The organism is Stenotrophomonas sp. 93052_Sma (assembly GCF_056481145.1).
Map to the genome: position 1 here is coordinate 2,953,307 of NZ_CM151134.1, position 19,041 is coordinate 2,972,347.

18 protein-coding genes and 2 pseudogenes are annotated in these 19,041 nt (G+C 65.8%); 6 read left to right on the plus strand and 14 right to left on the minus strand.

Annotated elements, in window-relative coordinates; all coding sequences use genetic code 11:
- Positions 1-197: 197 nt before the first annotated feature.
- Positions 198-413, minus strand: a complete 216-nt coding sequence (locus ACZK2V_RS13795) for a hypothetical protein (RefSeq protein WP_005410085.1) — start codon at positions 411-413, stop codon at positions 198-200.
- Between the two features lie 357 nt (positions 414-770).
- Here ACZK2V_RS13795 and ACZK2V_RS13800 point away from each other — a divergent pair.
- A protein-coding gene (locus ACZK2V_RS13800; RefSeq protein ID WP_486322500.1) for an IS3-like element ISStma2 family transposase occupies positions 771-2,122 on the plus strand; the annotation gives its coding sequence in 2 pieces (ribosomal slippage) (positions 771-1,218 and positions 1,218-2,122; 1,353 coding nt in all).
- Between the two features lie 461 nt (positions 2,123-2,583).
- Here ACZK2V_RS13800 and ACZK2V_RS13805 read toward each other — a convergent pair.
- The 3 genes and pseudogenes from ACZK2V_RS13805 to ACZK2V_RS13815 all read right to left on the minus strand — a co-directional run bounded on the left by ACZK2V_RS13805 (position 2,584) and on the right by ACZK2V_RS13815 (position 3,669).
- A pseudogene (locus ACZK2V_RS13805) lies at positions 2,584-3,032 on the minus strand (hypothetical protein).
- Positions 3,029-3,232 (minus strand): PspC domain-containing protein, encoded by a 204-nt coding sequence (locus ACZK2V_RS13810; protein ID WP_006374017.1) that lies wholly within the window; start codon positions 3,230-3,232, stop codon positions 3,029-3,031. Before ACZK2V_RS13810 ends, ACZK2V_RS13805 begins: the two are co-directional and overlap by 4 nt.
- A 65-nt stretch (positions 3,233-3,297) precedes the next feature.
- A complete protein-coding gene (locus ACZK2V_RS13815; protein WP_478463769.1) occupies positions 3,298-3,669 on the minus strand; it encodes a YfeK family protein in 372 nt (123 codons plus the stop codon).
- Positions 3,670-3,922: 253 nt separating this feature from the next.
- On the opposite strand from ACZK2V_RS13815, the pseudogene ACZK2V_RS13820 reads away from it, so the two are divergent.
- Positions 3,923-4,282: pseudogene (locus tag ACZK2V_RS13820) on the plus strand (IS110 family transposase); the annotation flags it as partial.
- Between the two features lie 166 nt (positions 4,283-4,448).
- Entirely contained in the window at positions 4,449-4,883 is a 435-nt protein-coding gene (locus ACZK2V_RS13825) for a transposase (protein WP_486322501.1), read from the plus strand.
- A gap of 42 nt (positions 4,884-4,925) precedes the next feature.
- On the opposite strand, the gene ACZK2V_RS13830 is transcribed toward ACZK2V_RS13825, so the two are convergent.
- The 3 genes from ACZK2V_RS13830 to ACZK2V_RS13840 are packed head-to-tail and all read right to left on the minus strand — an operon-like array spanning position 4,926 to position 7,703.
- Complete coding sequence (locus tag ACZK2V_RS13830) at positions 4,926-5,993, minus strand: class III poly(R)-hydroxyalkanoic acid synthase subunit PhaC (RefSeq protein ID WP_486322502.1); 1,068 nt, start codon at positions 5,991-5,993, stop codon at positions 4,926-4,928.
- Positions 5,990-7,066: a class III poly(R)-hydroxyalkanoic acid synthase subunit PhaE gene (gene phaE, locus ACZK2V_RS13835; protein ID WP_032130351.1), complete on the minus strand. Its 1,077-nt coding sequence runs from the start codon at positions 7,064-7,066 to the stop codon at positions 5,990-5,992. Before phaE ends, ACZK2V_RS13830 begins: the two co-directional genes overlap by 4 nt.
- Before the next feature lie 22 nt (positions 7,067-7,088).
- On the minus strand, positions 7,089-7,703 hold the full coding sequence (locus tag ACZK2V_RS13840; protein WP_032130352.1) for a CDP-alcohol phosphatidyltransferase family protein: 615 nt from the start codon (positions 7,701-7,703) through the stop codon (positions 7,089-7,091).
- Between the two features lie 344 nt (positions 7,704-8,047).
- Between ACZK2V_RS13840 and ACZK2V_RS13845 the strand changes: the two genes are divergently transcribed.
- On the plus strand, positions 8,048-8,698 hold the full coding sequence (locus tag ACZK2V_RS13845) for a class I SAM-dependent methyltransferase (RefSeq protein WP_049398211.1): 651 nt from the start codon (positions 8,048-8,050) through the stop codon (positions 8,696-8,698).
- A 166-nt stretch (positions 8,699-8,864) separates the two neighbouring features.
- On the opposite strand, the gene ACZK2V_RS13850 is transcribed toward ACZK2V_RS13845, so the two are convergent.
- The 5 genes from ACZK2V_RS13850 to ppsR form a co-directional block, all read right to left on the minus strand.
- The gene (locus tag ACZK2V_RS13850; RefSeq protein ID WP_032130354.1) at positions 8,865-10,229 is read right to left on the minus strand and encodes an MATE family efflux transporter; all 1,365 of its coding nucleotides are present in this window, start codon (positions 10,227-10,229) and stop codon (positions 8,865-8,867) included.
- Positions 10,230-10,347: 118 nt separating this feature from the next.
- Complete coding sequence (locus ACZK2V_RS13855) at positions 10,348-10,977, minus strand: DUF2239 family protein (RefSeq protein WP_049462147.1); 630 nt, start codon at positions 10,975-10,977, stop codon at positions 10,348-10,350.
- Between the two features lie 125 nt (positions 10,978-11,102).
- Entirely contained in the window at positions 11,103-11,591 is a 489-nt protein-coding gene (locus ACZK2V_RS13860) for an NUDIX hydrolase (RefSeq protein ID WP_049462146.1), read from the minus strand.
- Between the two features lie 42 nt (positions 11,592-11,633).
- Positions 11,634-12,143: a DUF1249 domain-containing protein gene (locus ACZK2V_RS13865; protein WP_032130357.1), complete on the minus strand. Its 510-nt coding sequence runs from the start codon at positions 12,141-12,143 to the stop codon at positions 11,634-11,636.
- Positions 12,144-12,291: 148 nt separating this feature from the next.
- Positions 12,292-13,113 (minus strand): posphoenolpyruvate synthetase regulatory kinase/phosphorylase PpsR, encoded by an 822-nt coding sequence (ppsR, locus tag ACZK2V_RS13870; RefSeq protein ID WP_006452040.1) that lies wholly within the window; start codon positions 13,111-13,113, stop codon positions 12,292-12,294.
- Between the two features lie 145 nt (positions 13,114-13,258).
- On the opposite strand from ppsR, the gene ppsA reads away from it, so the two are divergent.
- Complete coding sequence (gene ppsA, locus ACZK2V_RS13875; RefSeq protein WP_486322503.1) at positions 13,259-15,637, plus strand: phosphoenolpyruvate synthase; 2,379 nt, start codon at positions 13,259-13,261, stop codon at positions 15,635-15,637.
- A gap of 136 nt (positions 15,638-15,773) precedes the next feature.
- Positions 15,774-16,667: a mechanosensitive ion channel family protein gene (locus ACZK2V_RS13880; protein ID WP_486322504.1), complete on the plus strand. Its 894-nt coding sequence runs from the start codon at positions 15,774-15,776 to the stop codon at positions 16,665-16,667.
- A gap of 132 nt (positions 16,668-16,799) precedes the next feature.
- On the opposite strand, the gene ACZK2V_RS13885 is transcribed toward ACZK2V_RS13880, so the two are convergent.
- Positions 16,800-17,915: an alkene reductase gene (locus ACZK2V_RS13885; RefSeq protein WP_486322505.1), complete on the minus strand. Its 1,116-nt coding sequence runs from the start codon at positions 17,913-17,915 to the stop codon at positions 16,800-16,802.
- 209 nt (positions 17,916-18,124) lie between these two features.
- On the minus strand, positions 18,125-18,997 hold the full coding sequence (locus ACZK2V_RS13890; protein WP_486322506.1) for an EcsC family protein: 873 nt from the start codon (positions 18,995-18,997) through the stop codon (positions 18,125-18,127).
- Positions 18,998-19,041 lie beyond the last annotated feature (44 nt).

The following is a 19,041-nucleotide window of genomic DNA, read 5'->3' on the forward strand; positions in this document are numbered from 1 at the left end:
CTGTGCCGCGTTACGGGAAGACCCCATTCTGGCAATCCACGACGGAGCCGGACAAGGCATTGACAGGGGGCGAGGTTCAGCGGCGGGGCCGGAGTGGACGCCGGCATCCTGGCGAAAAGAGGGCTCGGACTGGCCCTGGGCTGGGATGCCGGCGCGGGCGCGCGATGGTGGGCGCGCCCTGCCGCGTGTTGCGGAGGTCAGCGGTAGTGGCGGGCGGCGCGCTGCATGACGATCTCGTCACGCATGCCTTCCAGGGCCATCAGGCGGACCTTGCCGACACCCTGCAGTTCCATGAACCGCTCCGTGTAGAACTCCGGCCCCAGCGCGGTGTCGGCGCGGGATTTGCTGAAGCCGTAGGGCACCACGCCCTTCTCGCCATCCTTGCTACCACCGACATAAAGAACGATTGCCATGTGATGTATTCCTCCAAATTGCTACTGCGTACTGCACTCGATGAGCGATGCTGCGAGCTCATCGAGGGAGAGCTTACCGCGTCGAACCTGACTGGAACGTCACGAAGGCTAATGACGATCGGTTGCATGCAGATGACTGCGGGATCGCAGCAGAATGCTTATGGATCTTTAACTTCCGGCTAACGAATCCGTGGGGGATTCCCGCCAACGGCGCAGCCCCTCGTGGGTGGTTTGGTTGTTCGCGGAAAGCTGGTTTCCCGGGGGCTGGCCGGGAGGGTGGGTAGTGCGGGGACGCCGTGAACCCGTCCATGAAGTGACCCCCGGGAGTTGGACGCTAGATCCAACCCCGAGGGATACATGAACAAATACGACGCGCGTTTCAAACTGCAGGTCGCCAAAGAGGCCTGCAAGACCTCCACATCGGTCAAAGCCATTGCCCGTCGCCACGGCCTGGAGTTCTCCACGGTCAGGCGCTGGGTGGCGACCTATCGGCTGCATGGTTGGCGGGGATTTCATCGCCAGGCCCGGTCCTATGACCTCCCGTTCAAGCTGGCTGTCCTGGAGAAAATGAGCCAGGACGGCCTGTCCGGGCGGGAGGCCACCACCTACTTTCAAATTGGCGATGCCGGCGCGGTGGGGCGATGGCGGCGCCTGTATGCTCAAGGCGGTGCCCAAGCGTTGGCACCCCCTCCGCCGCCGCCCCGAAAGCCGATGAAAAAGACCCGTTCGTCCAAGCCACCTGAAGATATGAGCCGCGATGAGCTGCTCAAGGAAGTCGCCTATCTGCGTGCGGAGACCGACTACCTAAAAAAACTCGATGCCTTGATCCGGGAAGAGCAGGCGGCGCAGGACGCAAAGCGCAAGCCGTCCAAGGATTGAGGCAGGTTCATACGCTGTCGCTTCTGCTCGAAGCAGCTGAGCTGTCACGCAGTACGTTCTATTACCAGAACCATGTCCTGGCCCATCCGGATCAGGATGAGGCAGCCCTGTGCGAGCGCATCCGTGCAATCTACGATCAAAGCCAAGGGCGCTATGGCTATCGCACGGTGACGCTGGAATTAGCCAATCAGGGCCATCGGACCAATCACAAGCGGGTTCAGCGCCTGATGGGGGAGATGGGACTGAAATCGCGGGTGCGTGTGAAGCGCTACCAGGCCTTCAAGGGGGCGGCCAATGTTGTGGTTGGCAATGACCTCAATCGCCAGTTCCATGCCGAGCGGCCCAACCAGAAGTGGGTGACTGACGTGACCGAGTTCAAGGTGCAGGGCAGGAAGCTGTACCTGTCGCCGATCATGGACCTCTACAACGGCGAAATCGTGGCTTATCAGATCAAGCGTCGGCCCGTATTTGATCTGGTGGGTCAAATGCTGGAGGAGGCCATCAAGAAGCTTTCCCCGGATGAGCGCCCCATGATCCACTCCGACCAGGGCTGGCAGTACCAGCATGAAAACTACCGGCACATGCTGGAAAAGCACTCGTTGAAGCAAAGCATGTCCCGGCGCGGCAACTGCCTGGACAATGCGGCGATGGAGAGCTTCTTTGGAACGCTGAAGTCGGAATTCTTCTACCTGAACAGCTTTGACAGCCTCGAGAGTCTGGAGGCTGGGCTGGTGGAATACATCCAGTACTACAACGAAGAACGCATCAAACTGAAACTGAAAGGCCTGAGCCCGATAAAGTACCGGGAGCAGACCCAATCGGCCGCCTGACCCCGTCCAAGTCTCGGGGGTCACTTCACCCTGGGGGCTTGGCCGCGGCATCCATGCCGCGGACACCCCGCCCCACCCGCCCTCCCGGCCGCTGACAGGTTCCTGATGCCTGCCTCCCCCACGGAAAAGAAAAAAGAAGATCAAAAGCAAAAACAGCTTGGCCGGCTGATTTGTTGCTTCCTGTAGAGCCAAGCCAAGCCAAGCCAAGCCATGCCCCGCTCGCGAGCAAGCGCAGCGCGACCCCGCTTCTGCTGTTCTATTTCTTCTCCGTGGCTGGACGCGCACGGAAACTGTCAGGGGCGGGGCGGGGTGGGTTCGCGGGACCGTTGGCGCCATGGATGGCGCCATCGAGCCCCCAGGGACGGGTTTACGGCGTGTCCCGCGAACCCACCCCGCCCGGCCCAATCACATGAAACGTATTCCGCGACCAAGCCACGAGGGGCTGCGCCGTTGGCTGGAACCTACGGCCACCAGCCACGCCCGAACCGGGCGAAATGATCGGCCGCGCTCGAACGGGTTGCGCGCACTCACCCCGCCACACAGCAGGTACACCGGCAGGTACAGCGGCCCCAGCACCATGTATTGGTACACGTGCGCGCGTTCGTGGTCATCCAGCCGGATCAGCGGCTCCACGCCCCACCCCGCCTGGTGCGCATAGGTGCGGCAGGAAATGCCCAGGTCATGCCCGGTGTGCAGGATCACATTGCCCAGGGTGATCGCCCCACCCGGCCCCCACGGCCAGCGATCGAAAACCAGCGCACAGTCACGGCCGCTCCAGCGCAGCGTCGCGCCGCCGAGCATGCCGGCCAGTCCACCGATCAGGCCGAGCAGTGAATTGGGGGACGTCCACACCGCGCCCAGCACCTGCAGCGCGCAGCCAGACCGGCCAGGGCGTCACGGGAGTCTTCAATCGGCCTCGTTGGGAATCAGCAGCCACAGGATCAGGTAGACCAGGATGCCCGGGAAGGCTGCCGAGCCGATCGAGACCAGCACGAACACGATCCGCACCAGCGTGGGGTTCCAGCCGAAGCGGTGGGCGATACCGCCCATCACGCCGGCGATCATGCGGTCGTTCAATGAACGTGACAGCGTGCGCGGCGTGGTGTTCATGGCGGTTCTCCTGGGCTACGGGAAAAAGCAGTCGAGCAAGGCTCGACTCTACACCGCCCCTATGTCTACGGCGTGCGGTGGCGCAGGGCCTGCAGGCGGGCGCCGAACCAAGCGGCCGCGGTCTGTTCAGGCTGCCCCGGGCATTGGATGCGATAGGGCTTGCCGCTCATGCTGCTCTGGCTGGCGGCGCGCTCGATGAACTGCTCGGCGCTGTCCACCATGTTCTTCTTCAGCAGGTAATCGTACTTGCGCTGCAGGTGCGACCGCGCATCGCTGCCGTCGTACCAGCTGCCATTGCGCTGGAACCGGCACTGGGAGCCGTCCAGGCTGGAGATCAGCTGGGCGATCTCCCGGCGTGCATCCGTACTGGGTGCGGCGTGGGCAACAGGTACTGCCAGCAGCAGCGTGGCAAGCAGCAGCGTGAACCGTTGCGACATCATTATTCTCCAAGGCAGTCGAGCAAGCTTGTATGTTCCTCCCGGCTCCTACGAGGTATGTAGGAGCCAGGGTGGAGGGACCGTCAAGCATGCATCTGCGGATACTAGCCGACAGACGAGTCGAGCGATCCCCATCCCGCACACGAACGTCGATAAAGGATCGTACGGCCCCCAAAGGGGATCGTCGATGTAGGCAAGCTAACGTCGGTGCGGTACCACCCCAGCCCCTTAAAGATAGCTGGGAGCCGTACAAATGTCTGATTCTCTCGATATTGGCGTGGACGTGGACTCCAAGGAGTTCGTACCGGCAGTGGCCGACCGCAAGGCCGGCGACAGGATCGCCAACACCCGGGCCGGCATAGCCCAGTGGCTCAACACCTTGCCCCAGCGATGCCGGATTGGCATGGAGGCGACGGGGCGGTACTACGAGTTGTTGGCTCGGATGGCTGGCCAGGCAGGCCACGTTGTCTATGTGATCAATCCACGTCTGATCAAGCACTACGGCCGGGCGACGGGCTCGCGTGGCAAGACAGACGCCATGGACGCCGAAGCGATCGCCCGATACGTGAAGAAGGAGAACGATCGCCTGCGTGAATACGTACCGCGTACCGATGAGCAGCAACAGATGCACGATTTGCTGCGCAAGCGGCAGACGCTGGTAAAGACACGCGCGCCTGGAGCAATCCTTCGGGGTAAGCAAAAGTGCCCCCGGGGAGCTGTCAGATCTGTTCTGCGCTCTGGCTGGGACGCTGTCCGAGCTGGAAAGCGAACTGCAGCGCTTGGGTCGCGATGGAGAGCATGGCACGCTCTACAAGCGCCTGTTGACCATCCCTGGTATCGGCCCCGCCGTCGCCGCTCACCTGATTTACTACATGACGCGCTGGCCGTTGGCCAACGCCAACGCGTGGATCGCCTGCACGGGCCTGGATCCCCGGCCCAACGAGTCTGGCGGCAGAACGGGACGGCGTCGGCTGTCCAAACAGGGCGCGCCAGTGCTGCGCCAGATGCTCTACATGGCCGCAATGGGGCTCAAGCGGTGTCGCCAGGGGCAACCGCTCTACGACGAGCTGTCAAAACGCGGTCACCCCAGCACCGCCGTCTTCAACATCCTGGCCAGAAAGCTGGCCAGGATCGCCTGGGGTGTCTTCAAAAGCGGCCGGGACTTCGATCCGGCCATGCTGAAGGTGGGTCAAGCCTGCTTCCAGCAGGCTTGACCACGAACATAGGATCTCGACTCTACAAAAGCGAAGCAAGCCTTACACGTCGCGCGCCTTCAACCAGCCATCGATCGTGGCCGGCACTTCGCGCTGCGCGCGACCGGACACGTAGATGCCGATATGGCCGCCACGGAAACTGGACTCAGTGTAATCCTCGCTGCCCAGGCGTCCACGCATTGCGCGCGAGGCATCCGGCGGCACCAGATGGTCCTGCTCGGCGTAGATGTTCAGTACTGGCAGGGTCACCTTCGACAGATCCACCGCCTCTTCGCCGATCCGCACCGTGCCGTTCATCAGCCCGTTGCCCTGGTAGAACTGCTTGATGAAGTCGCGGAACGCCTCGCCCGCCAGGTCCGGCGAATCGAAGATCCACTTTTCCATGCGCAGGAAATCCTCCAGCGCGGCCTTGTCATCGAGGATGTCGAGCAGGCCCACGTACTTCTGCACGTTGAGGCGAAACGGCTTGAGCATCAGGTAACTGGCATTCATCAGGTCGGCCGGGATGTTGCCCAGCGTGTCAACCAGCAGGTCCACATCCACCTGCCGCGCCCAGTGCGAGAGCATGTTGTCGGCGGTGTGGAAATCGACCGGGGTGACCATGGTGATCAGCTTGCCCAGCTTCTGCCGGCGCAGCGCGGCGTAGCACAGCGCGAACACCCCGCCCTGGCAGATGCCGAGCAGGTCGACCGGGCCGCCACTGCGCGCGCGCAGCGTATCGACCGCGCCATCGATGTAGCGCAGCAGGTAGTCCTCCAGGGTCTGGAAGCGCTCCGAGCGATCCGGGTAGCCCCAGTCCAGCACGTAGACGTCCTGCCCCAGCGCCAGCAGCTTCTGCACCAGCGAACGGTCGGCCTGCAGGTCGACCATGTACGGCCGGTTGACCAGCGCGTAGACGATCAGCAACGGCGTGCGGCGGGTCGGTGCCTGTTCGCCGACGAAGCGGTACAGCACCACCTTGCCGTCGCGCCAGACTTCCTCGCGCGCGGTCACGCCATAGTCCACGTCTTCCACCTGCGGCAGCAGCTTCAGCCCTTCCATCAGCTTGCGCTGCATGGCCAGGGTTTCCTGCATCAGGTCATCAGCGTTGAAGCCCAGCGGTCCTTTCATCGGTCACGCGTCCGCGTGGAGGTACGGGGTGCTGCCTTTGGTGCAGCCTTCTTCGCAGGCGCCTTTTTCGCAGCCGCCTTCTTTGCCGGCGCGGCCTTCTTCGCGGCCTTGCGCGCGACCGGCTTCACCTTCGCCGGCGCCGGCTGTGCCACCGGATCGACCTCGCCCGTACCGGCCATGGCCGCCACCTGTGCCTGCAGTCGGCGCAGGCTGCGCTCCAGCTCGGCGATGCGGCGGTGCGCGGCGTCCATCTCACTGCGGGTCGGCAGGCCGATCCGTTCACTCATCTGTTCCACCTCGCGCTGCAGGCCGGCGCGCAGGCGCATCTGAGCGTTGCCCAGCGCGGCATACACCTGCTGGAATGGTTCGGACATGGCGACCTTGGCGTAGGCCTCCTCGGCCACTTCAATCCACAGGTCGAACATCGCGCGGGCGCTGGTCAGCTGGCTGCCCGGCTGCTCGTGCTCGGCCAGGCGCTGCTCGAACAACGCGAAGGCCTCATCCAGCGCCTGCTTGATCTGATCGACATAGGCGCGCGAATGCTGCTGGTATTCCTCCTGCGCCCGCAGCAGCGCCTGCCAGCGCGCCTGGTGCTCGCGGCCGGGCCCGAACGCCGGGCTCTGCAGCCACGGACCGGCCTGCAGCTGGAACTGCTGCAGCCAGGCGGCAAACTCCGGTACAGCGGCGCCAGCGTGGGTGCTGCCACGGGCGCCCTGCAGCATCCACTGCAGCATGCCGTCGCCCTGCCCCTGCACCGCCTCGCGCCAGGCTTGTGCCACATCGGCACTGCTGGCGTCGCGGCCGGCGAAACGCGCGGCCACTTCCTGCATGGTGCCGTACCAGCTGCCCGCCTGTTCGCGGAAGCGGCGCACGGCATCTTCCGGCGCGCCCTGCCCCTGCTCGGGCAACAGCTGGCCCCACCAGTCGAACAGCCGTTGCCAGCTGCCGGGGTCGTCACCTGCCGGCGCACCGGGCGTGCTGGCGTGGCGCAGGGCATCGCCCCAGGCGCCGAAGTACTGCCGGGCCAGGGTTTCGAAATCGCTGCTGCCGGCGTCGTGGGCCGAGCTGGTCATCGCAGGCCTCCGCAGGGCTGGCTCATGGCTTGGGAATGCGCAGGGTCTTGCTGATCATCAGCGACCCGGACAAGGCGAACAACAACACCATCGGGTGCAGCTGCCACGGGCCGATCTGCCACTGGCCGAACCAGATGTTCTGGCCGATGGCATCGGTACCGGCGGCGATCGCCAGCACAATCACCAGCACCAGGCTGGTCGGGATCGGGGTTCCCTCGAAATACGCGACCTTGCCCTCGTCGCCGGCCAGCGCCTCTGCGGTGACGTTGTAGCGCGCCAGGCGGCTGACGCCGCAGCAGACGAAATAGCTCAGCACCAGCCAGTCCCAGCCGCCCTGCATGCCGCAGGCGTAGGCCAGCGCCGCCGGGGCCACACCGAAGGAGATCACGTCGGACAGCGAGTCCAGCTCGCGGCCCAGGGTGGAGCTGGACTTGCGCCAGCGCGCGATGCGCCCGTCGAGGGCGTCGAAAATGAAAGCCAGCGGGATCAACGCCATGCCGAACAGCAGGTAGCCGCGCTCGCCGTCCTGCAGGAAGCGCATTGCGGCAAAGACCGCACCGGTGCCGCAGAAAGCATTGGCCAGGGTGAACCAGTCGGCCAGCTGGAATTCGCGCAGCATCGAGAAGTGACGTTTCATGGGGTCTCACGGAGCATCAAGGCCCACAGGTTACCGCGAGCGCCGCCACTGGCGACAGCGCTGGCAGGCCCCAGCCTTCACCGCTCCCTCACCTGTCCTCACCGGCGGTGAATTTTTCGCCACCCATCTTGACAGCCTAGGGGGGTGGCGCCTGTCGCGGCTTATCCACAAAGTTGCCCACGCGTAATCCACACCCCCTGTGGACAACCAGATCTCACCGACTGCGACGCTGGACATTTCCTCATCACCCCGAAGCGGGGTTTCCCTACTTCCCAAGCCACAAGGTCGGCGCTATGGTCACCGGCGGACCCGCCGCCGCCACGTCCGAAACTCTGCAACGGACGATGATGATGCTGGATGCTCCCACTCTGGCCGCACAGCTGCGGCAGCCCCATGGCGAGGCCGCGCTGGCGGTGGCTGACTCGATGAACCGCAGCAACGGCGCACTCAACCTGGCCGCGATCGGGCTGCTGGCCGTCGGTACTGGCGAACGGGTCCTGGAGATCGGCCCCGGCAATGCGGCCTTCGCGCCGCTGATGCTGCAGGCCACCGACAGCCACTATCTGGGTATTGAGCTGTCCACCGCCATGGTCGAGGCCGGCAACCAGCGCCTGGCCAGCGCCGGGTTGGCCGAGCGTGCCGCGATGCGACACGGCGACGCTCATGCGCTGCCGGTCGCCGATGCCGCGATGGATGCCGCGCTGGCGGTCAACACCCTGTACTTCTGGCCGAACCTGGCGCCGGTGCTGGACGAGCTGGCGCGGGTGCTGCGCCGGGGCGGCCGCCTGTGCCTGGCCTTTGGCGACGCCAGCTTCATGCGAAGCCTGCCATTTGCTGCCGACTTCCAACTGCATGAGCTGGACGCGGTGGAGCTGGCGCTGCGGGTATCGGGCTTCCGCGTCTCGGCCTGGCGCAGCCACCGGGAATCCGCAGCCGGCAATGACGGCCAGATCCGCGAAAAGCACTTCCATCTGCTGCTGGCACAGCGGCGCTGAAGTGGTAGAGCCGGCCTGCACCCGCCGCCAGCGAGCAACACAGAACACCCGCATCACCAGTGGTCGGCCCACCGCAGCCGCCGCAACGACGGTGATCCGACCACGTGGTAGAGCCGGCCGCTGGCCGGCTGCCGCGGCATTCCGGATTGCCGGCCAGCGGCCGGCACTACCCAGCCTGCACCCGGCGCCGCCAACGCGCGAAGCAGAACACCTGCATCACCAGCATCGCCAGCAGCCCCAGTGGCCACGCCCACCACAGGCCGGCCAGCCCATGCCGCGCCTGCAACCACATCGCCAACGGCAGCTCCAGCAGCAGTACCGCTGCCATGCCCAGCAACGCTGGCAACATCACCGTGCCACTGCCTCGCATCACTCCGACCAGCACCGCGCTGCCTCCCATCGCCAGCACGCCCCATACCACCGTGCGCAGCTGCGATGCGGCCAATTCGCGCACCTCTGCGGCCGCCAGAATCAGCCCGGTCAGCCAGGGCGCCAGCGCCATCACCAGCAGCACCACCACGCTCAGCATCGCCAGCCCAAGCAGCACACCGGTGCGAGCGATGGCGGGCAGCCGTGCCGTACGCCCCGCACCCATCGCATGCGCCGCGAGGATGGTGGCGGTGATCCCCAGCGACATCGCCGGCAGTTGCACCCAGCTCATCAACTGGTTGACCGCACCGTAGGCGGCCGTGGCCGTGTAGCCGTAGCGGTTGATCCAGCCCAGCAACACGATTTCGGCAATGGCCAGGCTGAGCATCTGCAGCGATGACGGTACGCCGATGCGCAGCATCGCGCGGATGAGCACGCCATCGAAACGGATGGCACGCAGCAGCTCACGTCCCGGCGCCAACGGGTGCCCCATCCTCTGCCACCGCCACATAAGCCAGGCCAGGGCCAGCAGCGAGGCAAACGCCGCCGAGACTGCCGCACTGGCCGAACCCAGCTGCGGCAGGCCGGCCCAGCCGAGGATCAGCAGCGGCGTGCACAGCAGGCCGACCACCGTTGCCAGCAGCAGCGCATGCAGCGGTGTCTTCGCATCGCCCACCGCGCGGCTCACCGCAGTGGCCAGCCACAGCAGGAAGAACACCGGTGCCGTCAGCAGCAGCACGCGTGCATAGACAATGGACTCACTGAGGACCGCTGCCGGCGTGCCCAACGCCACCAGCAGTTGTGGCGCGAAGCCGCCGCCCACAGCCATCACCAGCACCGACAGCAGCAGGATCAGCGCCACCGCGCTGCCAGCCACGGCGCGTGCCTGCTGCGGGCGGCCCGCGCCCCAGGCCTGGCCGATCAGCACCATCGCACCGGTCGCCAGGCCCATTACCAGGGCCAACAGCAGGAAGAAGACCGGAAAGAACGCAGCCGCTGCAGCCACTGCCTGTGTGCCGAGCAGATGGCCGAGGTAAATGTTGTCCAGCGTGCCTGCGGCCAGCTGCAGCGCATTGGTCAGCAGCATCGGCAGCAGCAGGGTCAGATAGGTGCGCCACAGCGGGGGTGCTGCCGGAGGTATCGGATGTACAGGGGGGCTCATGGGGTTCTCTGGGCAAGGCGCCGCCCTGCCCGGCGTTTCCGCCAGCAAAGCACGCACAGGGGAAGCGGGTCTGGACCCGCGGTCAGGTGGGGCCGTCGCTCAGCAACGGCGCGATGGCTCAGCCGTCGATGTGGTCCGCAGGATCGTCGAAGGCCAAGCGCAGAGCGTGGGCGCGCACATCCGCGGGCCAACTCCGCAACGCCGCTTCCAGGCCCGCGCGGTCATGCGCGAACAGGACACGGATCGCCTCCTCGAAACCCGGCAGGTCACCGGCGATGGTCTGCAGGAAGTGATAGGCACGCTCGCTGTCACGACGCTGGCGGTCCTTGTCGGCACCGGCACGGCTGGCCGCTTCCACCAGCCGGCGAAGCACCACCGAGGCCCCACCCGGCTGATCGGCCAGCCACGCCCAATGACGCGGCAGCAAGGTCACTTCTCGGGCGACCACACCCAGCTTGGGGCGGCCACGGCCTCGCGGGGCAACAGGCGCGTCTTCAGGAGCGATTCCGGCGTCCGCTTGCACGGCCGATGGGAACGCGGCAGCAACCCGCGAAAGCAGTTCTGCGTCGCTGCCACGCGTATCGAAATCACGGGTGCGACCGGTGGCGTTGTCGAACACCAGCAGCGGACCGGCAGCGTTGTCGGCACGCAGCTGCTTCAGCGCCAGCGCGGCCACTTCCGGCGTACCGGAAGCGACCAGGCGATGGCCGTCGAAACAACTGAAGGGAGGAAGTCGGGACGCAGGCATGGCAACGGCATCAGAGGCGATGCGCGAATATTGCCCGGGTAATTCTCTCCCGTCAATATTGCCCGGGTATTAATTTGCCAGAAGAGCGTGCCGACCAAAGGTTGGCAGCTACCCGATTTCCCGGCTCACAGGCGGCTGAAGGACCAGCTCACCATGCGCCCGTCCTTGTACGGCATCACGCCGTGGAACGGGCGCGGGTCGGCGTCGAACACCAGCGGCAGGAAGTTGCGGTCGCCCTCCCACATCGGCAGGGTGTCCAGCTTGTCCAGGTCCACCCACTCCAGCGTACCTTCGTGGTTGCCGCCGTGCGGGGTGCCCTCGAATCCATCGATGACGAACACGAAACCCAGCCAATCCTCGCCGTGCTTGCCGAAGCCCGGCCAGCTGATGGTGCCGCGCAGGCGCATGCCGGTGCAGTCGATGCCGGCTTCCTCGGCGATCTCGCGGCGCATGCTGGCCGCCACATCCTCGTCCGCTTCGATCTTGCCGCCCAGGCCGTTGTACTTGCCCAGGTGGTGGTCACCGGGACGGGTATTGCGATGGATCATCAGCACCTGGCGACGATCCGGCGATAGCACGTAGCCCAGGGTGGCGACGATCGGGGTGTACGGCATGGGGCAGCATCCAGCGGCAGGTCAGCCGTGGATTATGGCCGATCAGCGCACCAGCGACAGGCGACGCTCGGCAGGCGCACTGGCGCCGTCGGGATCGCGGCGCAGGGTGGCGACACCGTGGCCACGCTCGGCCAGGTATTCCAGCCACTTGCCGAGGAAGGTGTTCATCCGCATGCGGTGGCTGATCAGCTCCGCCGGCGGCGGATACAGGCCCATCGTGTCCTGCCAGCGGCGGCCGACGTAGCAATGGGTGGTCTCGGCCTGGCGCGCGTCACGGTACAGACGCACATAGGCCGACGGATCCGGCTCACCGGTGACCGGGTCGGCCAGGTCGTAGGTCAGGCGCAGTTCCACCGTGTAGCGGTGGCACTCGATCACGTCCAGGCGGACATCCAGGCCGTCGCCGATCGAGGAAATGTAGCTGCCCGCCACCAGTCCGGCCGGTTCGAACAGACGCACCAGATGGCGGTAGTTTTCCGCGTACAGGCCCATGAGCCAGCTCAGCCGGCTCAGGCGGGGAATGCGTTCGGTGCGGGGCAAGGCTCGGGCCATGGGTCGATCCTACACGTTGGTGCTTCAACGTGGGGGCGCGCACGTGCAAGCCAACCCCTGGGTAGTGCCGGCCGCTGGCCGGCAGCTCTGCATCGCGGCCGAGGGTTCATCCACCAGCCGGCCAGCGGCCGGCTCTACCAGACGAGGATCAATACAGCTCGCGCTGCAGCCCCAGCGTGGCCAGCACCTTGCTGGAAATCTCCTCGATCGAGGTATGGGTGGTGCTCAGGGTCGGGATCCGCTCCATCTGGAACATCACCTCGGCCGCAGCCACCTCGCGCTTGCAGGTGTCCAGGTTTGCGTAGCGCGAGTTCGGGCGGCGCTCCTGGCGGATCTGCTGCAGCCGGTCCGGGTCGATGGTCAGGCCGAACAGCTTGCGCCGGTAGTTGCGCAGGCGTGGCGGCAGGCGGTCGCTTTCCAGATCCTCGTCGGTCAGCGGGTAATTGGCCGCGCGCACCCCGTAATGCAGGGCCAGGTAGATGCAGGTGGGCGTCTTGCCGGCGCGTGACACCGCCACCAGGATCACGTCGGCATCGTCGTAGTTCACCGCGATGCCGTCGTCATGGGTCAGGGCGAAGTTCATCGCGTTGATGCGGCGGTGGTAGGTGTCGAAATCGACCATGCCGTGGGCCTGGCCGACCCGGGCCAGGCGCGGACTGGCCAGTTCACGCTCCAACGGCTCGATGAACGGCGCGAACACATCCAGCATCAGCGCGCCGCTGTCGGCCAGGATCAGGCTCAGGCTCTGGTCCACGCAGGAGTTCACCACGATCGGCCGGACCTGGTACCGCTCCCCTGCCGCCTGGATCCGGGCACAGGCTTCACGCGCTTTTTCGGGGTCGTCGACAAACGACATGCGATCGGTAATGAAGCTGAACCCGGAGAACTGGGTAAGCAGGCTGTGCCCAATGGTTTCAGCGGTGATACCGGTTCCATCGGAAACGTAGAACACCGGACGGATGGTCGACATGCGCGCTTTTACCCCCCACGAAGCCTAAAAAGGCCGCCAGCACAAGCTTGTGCCGACGGTACTCTGCCCGGCATCATATCGGCTTCTTCCTACGGACGCGGCCATTCCAGCCCGCCTCGGGCGATGGCCAAACGGAGCATCGCGCTTGAACGAGAACATCCTGTGGTTGCACGAACTGCGTCTGGCCGATCTGGCCCGCGTAGGCGGCAAGAATTCGTCGCTGGGCGAGATGATCGGCAACCTGGCCGGTCTGGGCGTTTCGGTGCCGGGCGGTTATGCCACCACCGCTGAAGCCTTCAAGGACTTCATCGCGCACAACGATCTGTCCAAGCGCATCTTCGACAAGCTGGCCACGCTGGACGTCGAGGACGTCAACGCGCTGACCGCAGCGGGCAAGGAAATCCGCACCTGGGTGATCGATGCCCCGCTGCAGCCGCAGCTGGACCAGGACATCCGCACTGCCTACGCCCAGCTGAGCGCCGACAACGGCGGCGGCGACGTGGCCGTGGCCGTGCGTTCGTCGGCCACCGCCGAGGATCTGCCGGATGCCTCCTTCGCCGGCCAGCAGGAAACCTTCCTCAACGTCACCGGCGCCGACGACGTCGTGCACAAGGTCAAGGAAGTGTTCGCCTCGCTGTACAACGACCGTGCCATCGCCTACCGCGTGCACCACGGCTTCAAGCATGAAGACGTGTTCCTGTCCGCCGGCGTGCAGCTGATGGTGCGTTCGGGCGTCGGTTCCTCCGGCGTGCTGTTCACCCTGGACACCGAGTCCGGCTTCCGCGATGTGGTGTTCGTCACCTCGTCCTTCGGCCTGGGCGAAATGGTCGTGCAGGGCGCGGTCAACCCGGACGAGTACTACGTCTACAAGCCCACCCTGCAGGCCGGCAAGCCGGCGATCCTGCGCCGCTCGCTCGGCAGCAAGGCCATCCGCATGGTGTATTCGGATGTTCCGGGTGAGCGCGTCAGGATCGAGGACACCCCGGCTGAACTGCGCAACACCTTCTCGATCAGCGACGAGGACGTGCAGGAACTGTCCAAGCAGGCGCTGGTCATCGAAAAGCACTACGGCCGCCCGATGGACATCGAGTGGGCCAAGGACGGTGTCAGCGGCAAGCTGTTCATCGTGCAGGCGCGCCCGGAAACGGTGAAGTCGCGCAGCCATGCCACCCAGATCGAGCGCTTCGCGCTGACCGAAAAGGGCGGCAACGTGCTGGCCGAGGGCCGCGCCGTCGGTGCCAAGATCGGTTCGGGCGTGGCCCGCGTGGTGAAGACGCTGGACGACATGAACCGCGTGCAGCCGGGCGACGTGCTGATCGCCGACATGACCGATCCCGATTGGGAACCGGTGATGAAGCGCGCTTCGGCCATCGTCACCAATCGCGGTGGCCGTACCTGCCATGCCGCGATCATCGCGCGCGAGCTGGGCGTGCCGGCCGTGGTCGGTTCGGGCAACGCCACCAAGGTCATCGAAGATGGCCAGCTGGTCACCGTCAGCTGCGCTGAAGGCGATACCGGCTTCATCTACGAAGGCAAGCTCGGCTTCGAGCGCACCACCACCGATCTGGGCAACATGCCGCCGGCACCGCTGAAGATCATGATGAACGTGGCCAACCCGGAACGTGCCTTCGACTTCGGCCAGCTGCCGAACGCCGGCATCGGCCTGGCCCGTCTGGAAATGATCATTGCCAGCCACATCGGCATCCACCCGAACGCGCTGCTGGAATACGACCGCCAGGATGCGGCAACCAGGAAGAAGATCGACGAGAAGATCGCCGGTTACGGTGATCCGGTCAGCTTCTACGTGGACCGCCTGGCCGAAGGCATCGCCACCCTCACCGCCTCGGTCGCACCGAACGCCGTGATCGTGCGCCTGTCGGACTTCAAGTCCAACGAGTACGCCAACCTGATCGGCGGCAGCAACTACGAGCCGCACGAAGAGAACCCGATGATCGGCTTCCGCGGCGCCAGCCGTTACGTCGACCCGAGCTTCTCGGCCGCCTTCGCGCTGGAGTGCAAGGCCGTGCTGCGCGTGCGCAACGAAATGGGCCTGGACAACCTGTGGGTCATGATTCCGTTCGTGCGCACCCTGGAGGAAGGCCGCAAGGTCATCGAGGTGCTGGAACAGAACGGCCTGAAGCAGGGCGAGAACGGCCTGAAGATCATCATGATGTGCGAAGTGCCGTCCAACGCACTGCTCGCCGATGAGTTCCTGGAGATCTTCGACGGCTTCTCGATCGGCTCCAACGACCTGACCCAGCTGAGCCTGGGCCTGGACCGCGACTCGTCGATCGTCGCGCACCTGTTCGATGAACGTAACCCGGCGGTGAAGAAGCTGCTGTCGATGGCGATCAAGGCAGCACGTGCCAAGGGCAAGTACGTTGGCATCTGCGGCCAGGGCCCGTCCGACCACCCGGATCTGGCCGAGTGGCTGATGCAGGAAGGCATCGAGTCAGTGTCGCTGAACCCGGACACCGTGGTCGATACCTGGCTGCGCCTGGCCAAGCTGAAGGCCAACGGCTGAGACCGTGATTGCTGAGGGCTGACGTCGCTTTCATCGGCGCCGGCCCATACTTCAGCTGCATGCAAGCCCCGCCTCTGCGGGGCTTGTTGTTTCTGGCGTCTGCGCGCGCCACCTCCCCCGCTGCAAAGGAGCCCGCATGCTCGCCACTGCCCCACCCGCCCCCGCCGCAACACCCTGGTTCCACTCCCTCGATTGGGAACGCCTGCTGGAGACCTACGGCGTGCCATTGCTGGCCGCGATCGTGGTGCTGCTGGTCGGCATGTGGGTGGCACGACGCCTGTCCAACGCGATGCCACGCGCCACCGCGCGCATGGGCGTGGACCCGATGCTGGGCAGTTTCCTGCGCAACGTGGTGTACGCCGCGTCGCTGGTGATCGTAGTGGTGCTGGCGATCGGCACGCTGGGTGTGCAGATCACCCCGCTGCTGGCCGTGCTCGGTACCGCTGGCCTGGCAGTTGGCCTTGCCCTGAAGGATTCGCTGTCCAACATCGCGTCGGGCGTGATGCTGGTGACGCTGCGCCCGTTCCGCGTGGGCGACGTGGTGACCGTGGCCGGCCAGACCGGCACGGTGCGCGAAGTGCGCATCTTCCAGACCGTCATCACCGGTGCCGACAACCAGCACACCACCATTCCCAACACGCTAATCACCGCCGCACCGATCATCAACCTCACCGCCGAGCCGACCCGCCGCGTCGAACTGGTGATCGGCATCGGTTACGAAGACAACATCCAGCTGGCACGCGACACGGCGCTGGCGCTGATGAAGGCCGACCCGCGCGTGCTGCAGGCACCAGCACCGGACGTGGTCGTCTACGAGCTGGGGGCGCACGCGATCAATCTTGGCATCCGCTGCTACGTGAAGTCGGCCGACTGGTTCGGCACCAAGGTCACGCTGCTGGAGCAGCTCAAGCTGGGCTTCGACAAGGCCGGCATCAACATTCCGTATCCGCAGCAGGACATGCACCTGTACCTGCACGGCAAGGATGGCGGCGTGGTCGAGGCCGATGCGCTGGTGCGCGACAAGCCCTGATCCCAAACAGAAATGCCGGCCAGCGGCCGGCACTACCCTGCCCCGCGCACCCTGGTAGTGCCGGCCGCTGGCCGGCACCCACCCCATCTCCATACATCGGTAGTGCCGGCCGCTGGCCGGCAGCCTCCGGGATCAGGCGGTGACGCTTTCTTCCAGCGTCGCGTAATCGGTGAACCCGACCGCACCACCGCCGAAGAACGTTGCGCGATCCGGCGGGTTCAGCTCCGCCCCCAGACGCAGGCGCTCGGGCAGGTCCGGGTTGGCGATGAACGGGCGACCGAAGCCGATCAGGTCGGCCCAGCCTTCAGCCAGTGCCTGCTCGGCGCGCTCGGCGGTGTACTTGCCGGCGTAGATCAGGGTGCCTGGGTAGACCATGCGCAGCGCCTGCTTGAACGCCACTGGCATCAGCGGTGCGTCATCCCAGTCGGCCTCGGCGATGTGCAGGTAGCCCACGCCCAGCTCGCCCAGCAGGTGTGCCGCCGCCAGGTAGGTGGCCTGCGGCGTATCGTCCACCGCGCCCTGCAACGTCGTCAACGGCGCCAGACGCACGCCAACGCGCTCACCACCGGCTTCTGCAGTCACCGCCTGCACGACCTCGCGCAGAAAACGCAGCCGGTTCTGCAGCGAGCCACCATAGCCGTCGGTGCGCTGGTTGGCCTGCGAGTCGATGAACTGGTTGATCAGATAGCCATTTGCACCGTGAAGCTCGACACCATCGAAGCCGGCGGCCAGCGCATTGCGGGTGGCCTGCGCGTAGTCGGCGATGATGCCCGGAATCTCGGCCTCGGCCAGCGCGCGCGGCATCGAGTGCTGGATCATCTCGCCCACGCCCGCTTCCGGGCCGGCGCCGGTGGGGTCGACAAACACCTTCACGCCCTCGGCCAGCAGCGCCGACGACGACACCGGCGCGGCACCGCCAGGCTGCAGCGCCACGTGCGAGACCCGACCCACATGCCACAACTGGGCGTAGATGCGACCGCCTGCAGCGTGCACGGCATCGGTCACCCGGCGCCAGCCCTGCACCTGTTCCGGGCTGTGGATGCCCGGGGTCCAGGCATAGCCCTGGCCCTGCGGGCTGATCTGGGTACCTTCGCTGACGATCAGGCCGGCACTGGCGCGCTGCGCGTAGTAGGCGGCCATTTCGGCAGTGGGCACATTACCGGCCGAGGAGCGCGAGCGGGTCATCGGCGGCATTACGACGCGGTTGGGCAGCGTCAGTGCACCCAGGCGATGAGGAGTGAACATCATGGCGGCAATCTCTTGCGGGGGGGAGTGCCGCAAAGGATGGGGATGCCGGCTGCCACGCAACAGGCATGCGCTGGCAAAACAATTGTTCCCCCGAGGCAAGGATGGCGTGACCAGGGGTCAGAGCCCCTGCCTGCGGAAGAGGATCCGACCCCACGCGCAACCGGGGTCGGATCCCTTTGCAACGCAAAGGGCTCTGACCCCAAAGCCGGTTACAGAGTCGGCTCGATCTTCACCGCGCCGTGTGCCACGCGGTCATAGCAGCTGCGCACCACATCTTCCCCGTACTTCAACTCCAGCCGGCGCACGATGAAGTGGCCGCGCGCCATGTCCTGGTAGTAATCGGTGAACATGGTACTGAGTGTCGCACCGGCAGCCGCGCCGACGATCGGCACCGCCTGTGCGGCGAATTTCTCGGTGACCACCACGCCGAAGCGCGCGGCCACCTTCTCCACCATCTTCGCCAGCAGCTTGCCGGCCTCCTTCGGTGCCACGCCCAGGGTCAGGTCGCGGCCGGTTACCACCCGCCCGGCCAGTTCGGCCGACAGATGGCGCATCACATCGGTGGTAAAGCCACGGGCCAGGTAATAGCCGGTCTCGCTGGCATCATCGCGCGGTGAGTTACCCCCTAGCGCGAACACCTCCAGGCAGGCCTGGCGGGTGCTGAACTCGGACAGGTCGAAGCCCTCGCTGCGGGCCACATCGGCCACCGCGCGCATCATGATGGTGGTCGACACCGGCAGCTCGATGAATAGTGCCGCGAAGCCGAAGGCCCCGCCGACCGCGCCCGAGGTGGCTGCCGCCACCTTGTGCCAGCGCGTGGAGGCCCCTTTGCCGGGCGTGTTGTCCATGCTCCACAGCGCCGCCTGCGCCGACTTGGACAGCGCCGCCTGCACCGCGCCATGGATGCGGTTGGAGACCGAACTGGGCAGCGCCTTCACCGCGAATTCCAACGGCGTGCCGACCAGGTTGGCCATGCGTGCGGTCAGGGTCGGGGCTTCCAGCAGGGTCACCGCCCGCTGCAGGTCGGACCAGTCGCGGGCGTCGTGGGCAATGTCGCGGGGCAGCAGGATGGGCTCGTTCATGGCGCCGATCTTAGCGCCAGGGAGTTGAACGAAGCGTAGTGCCG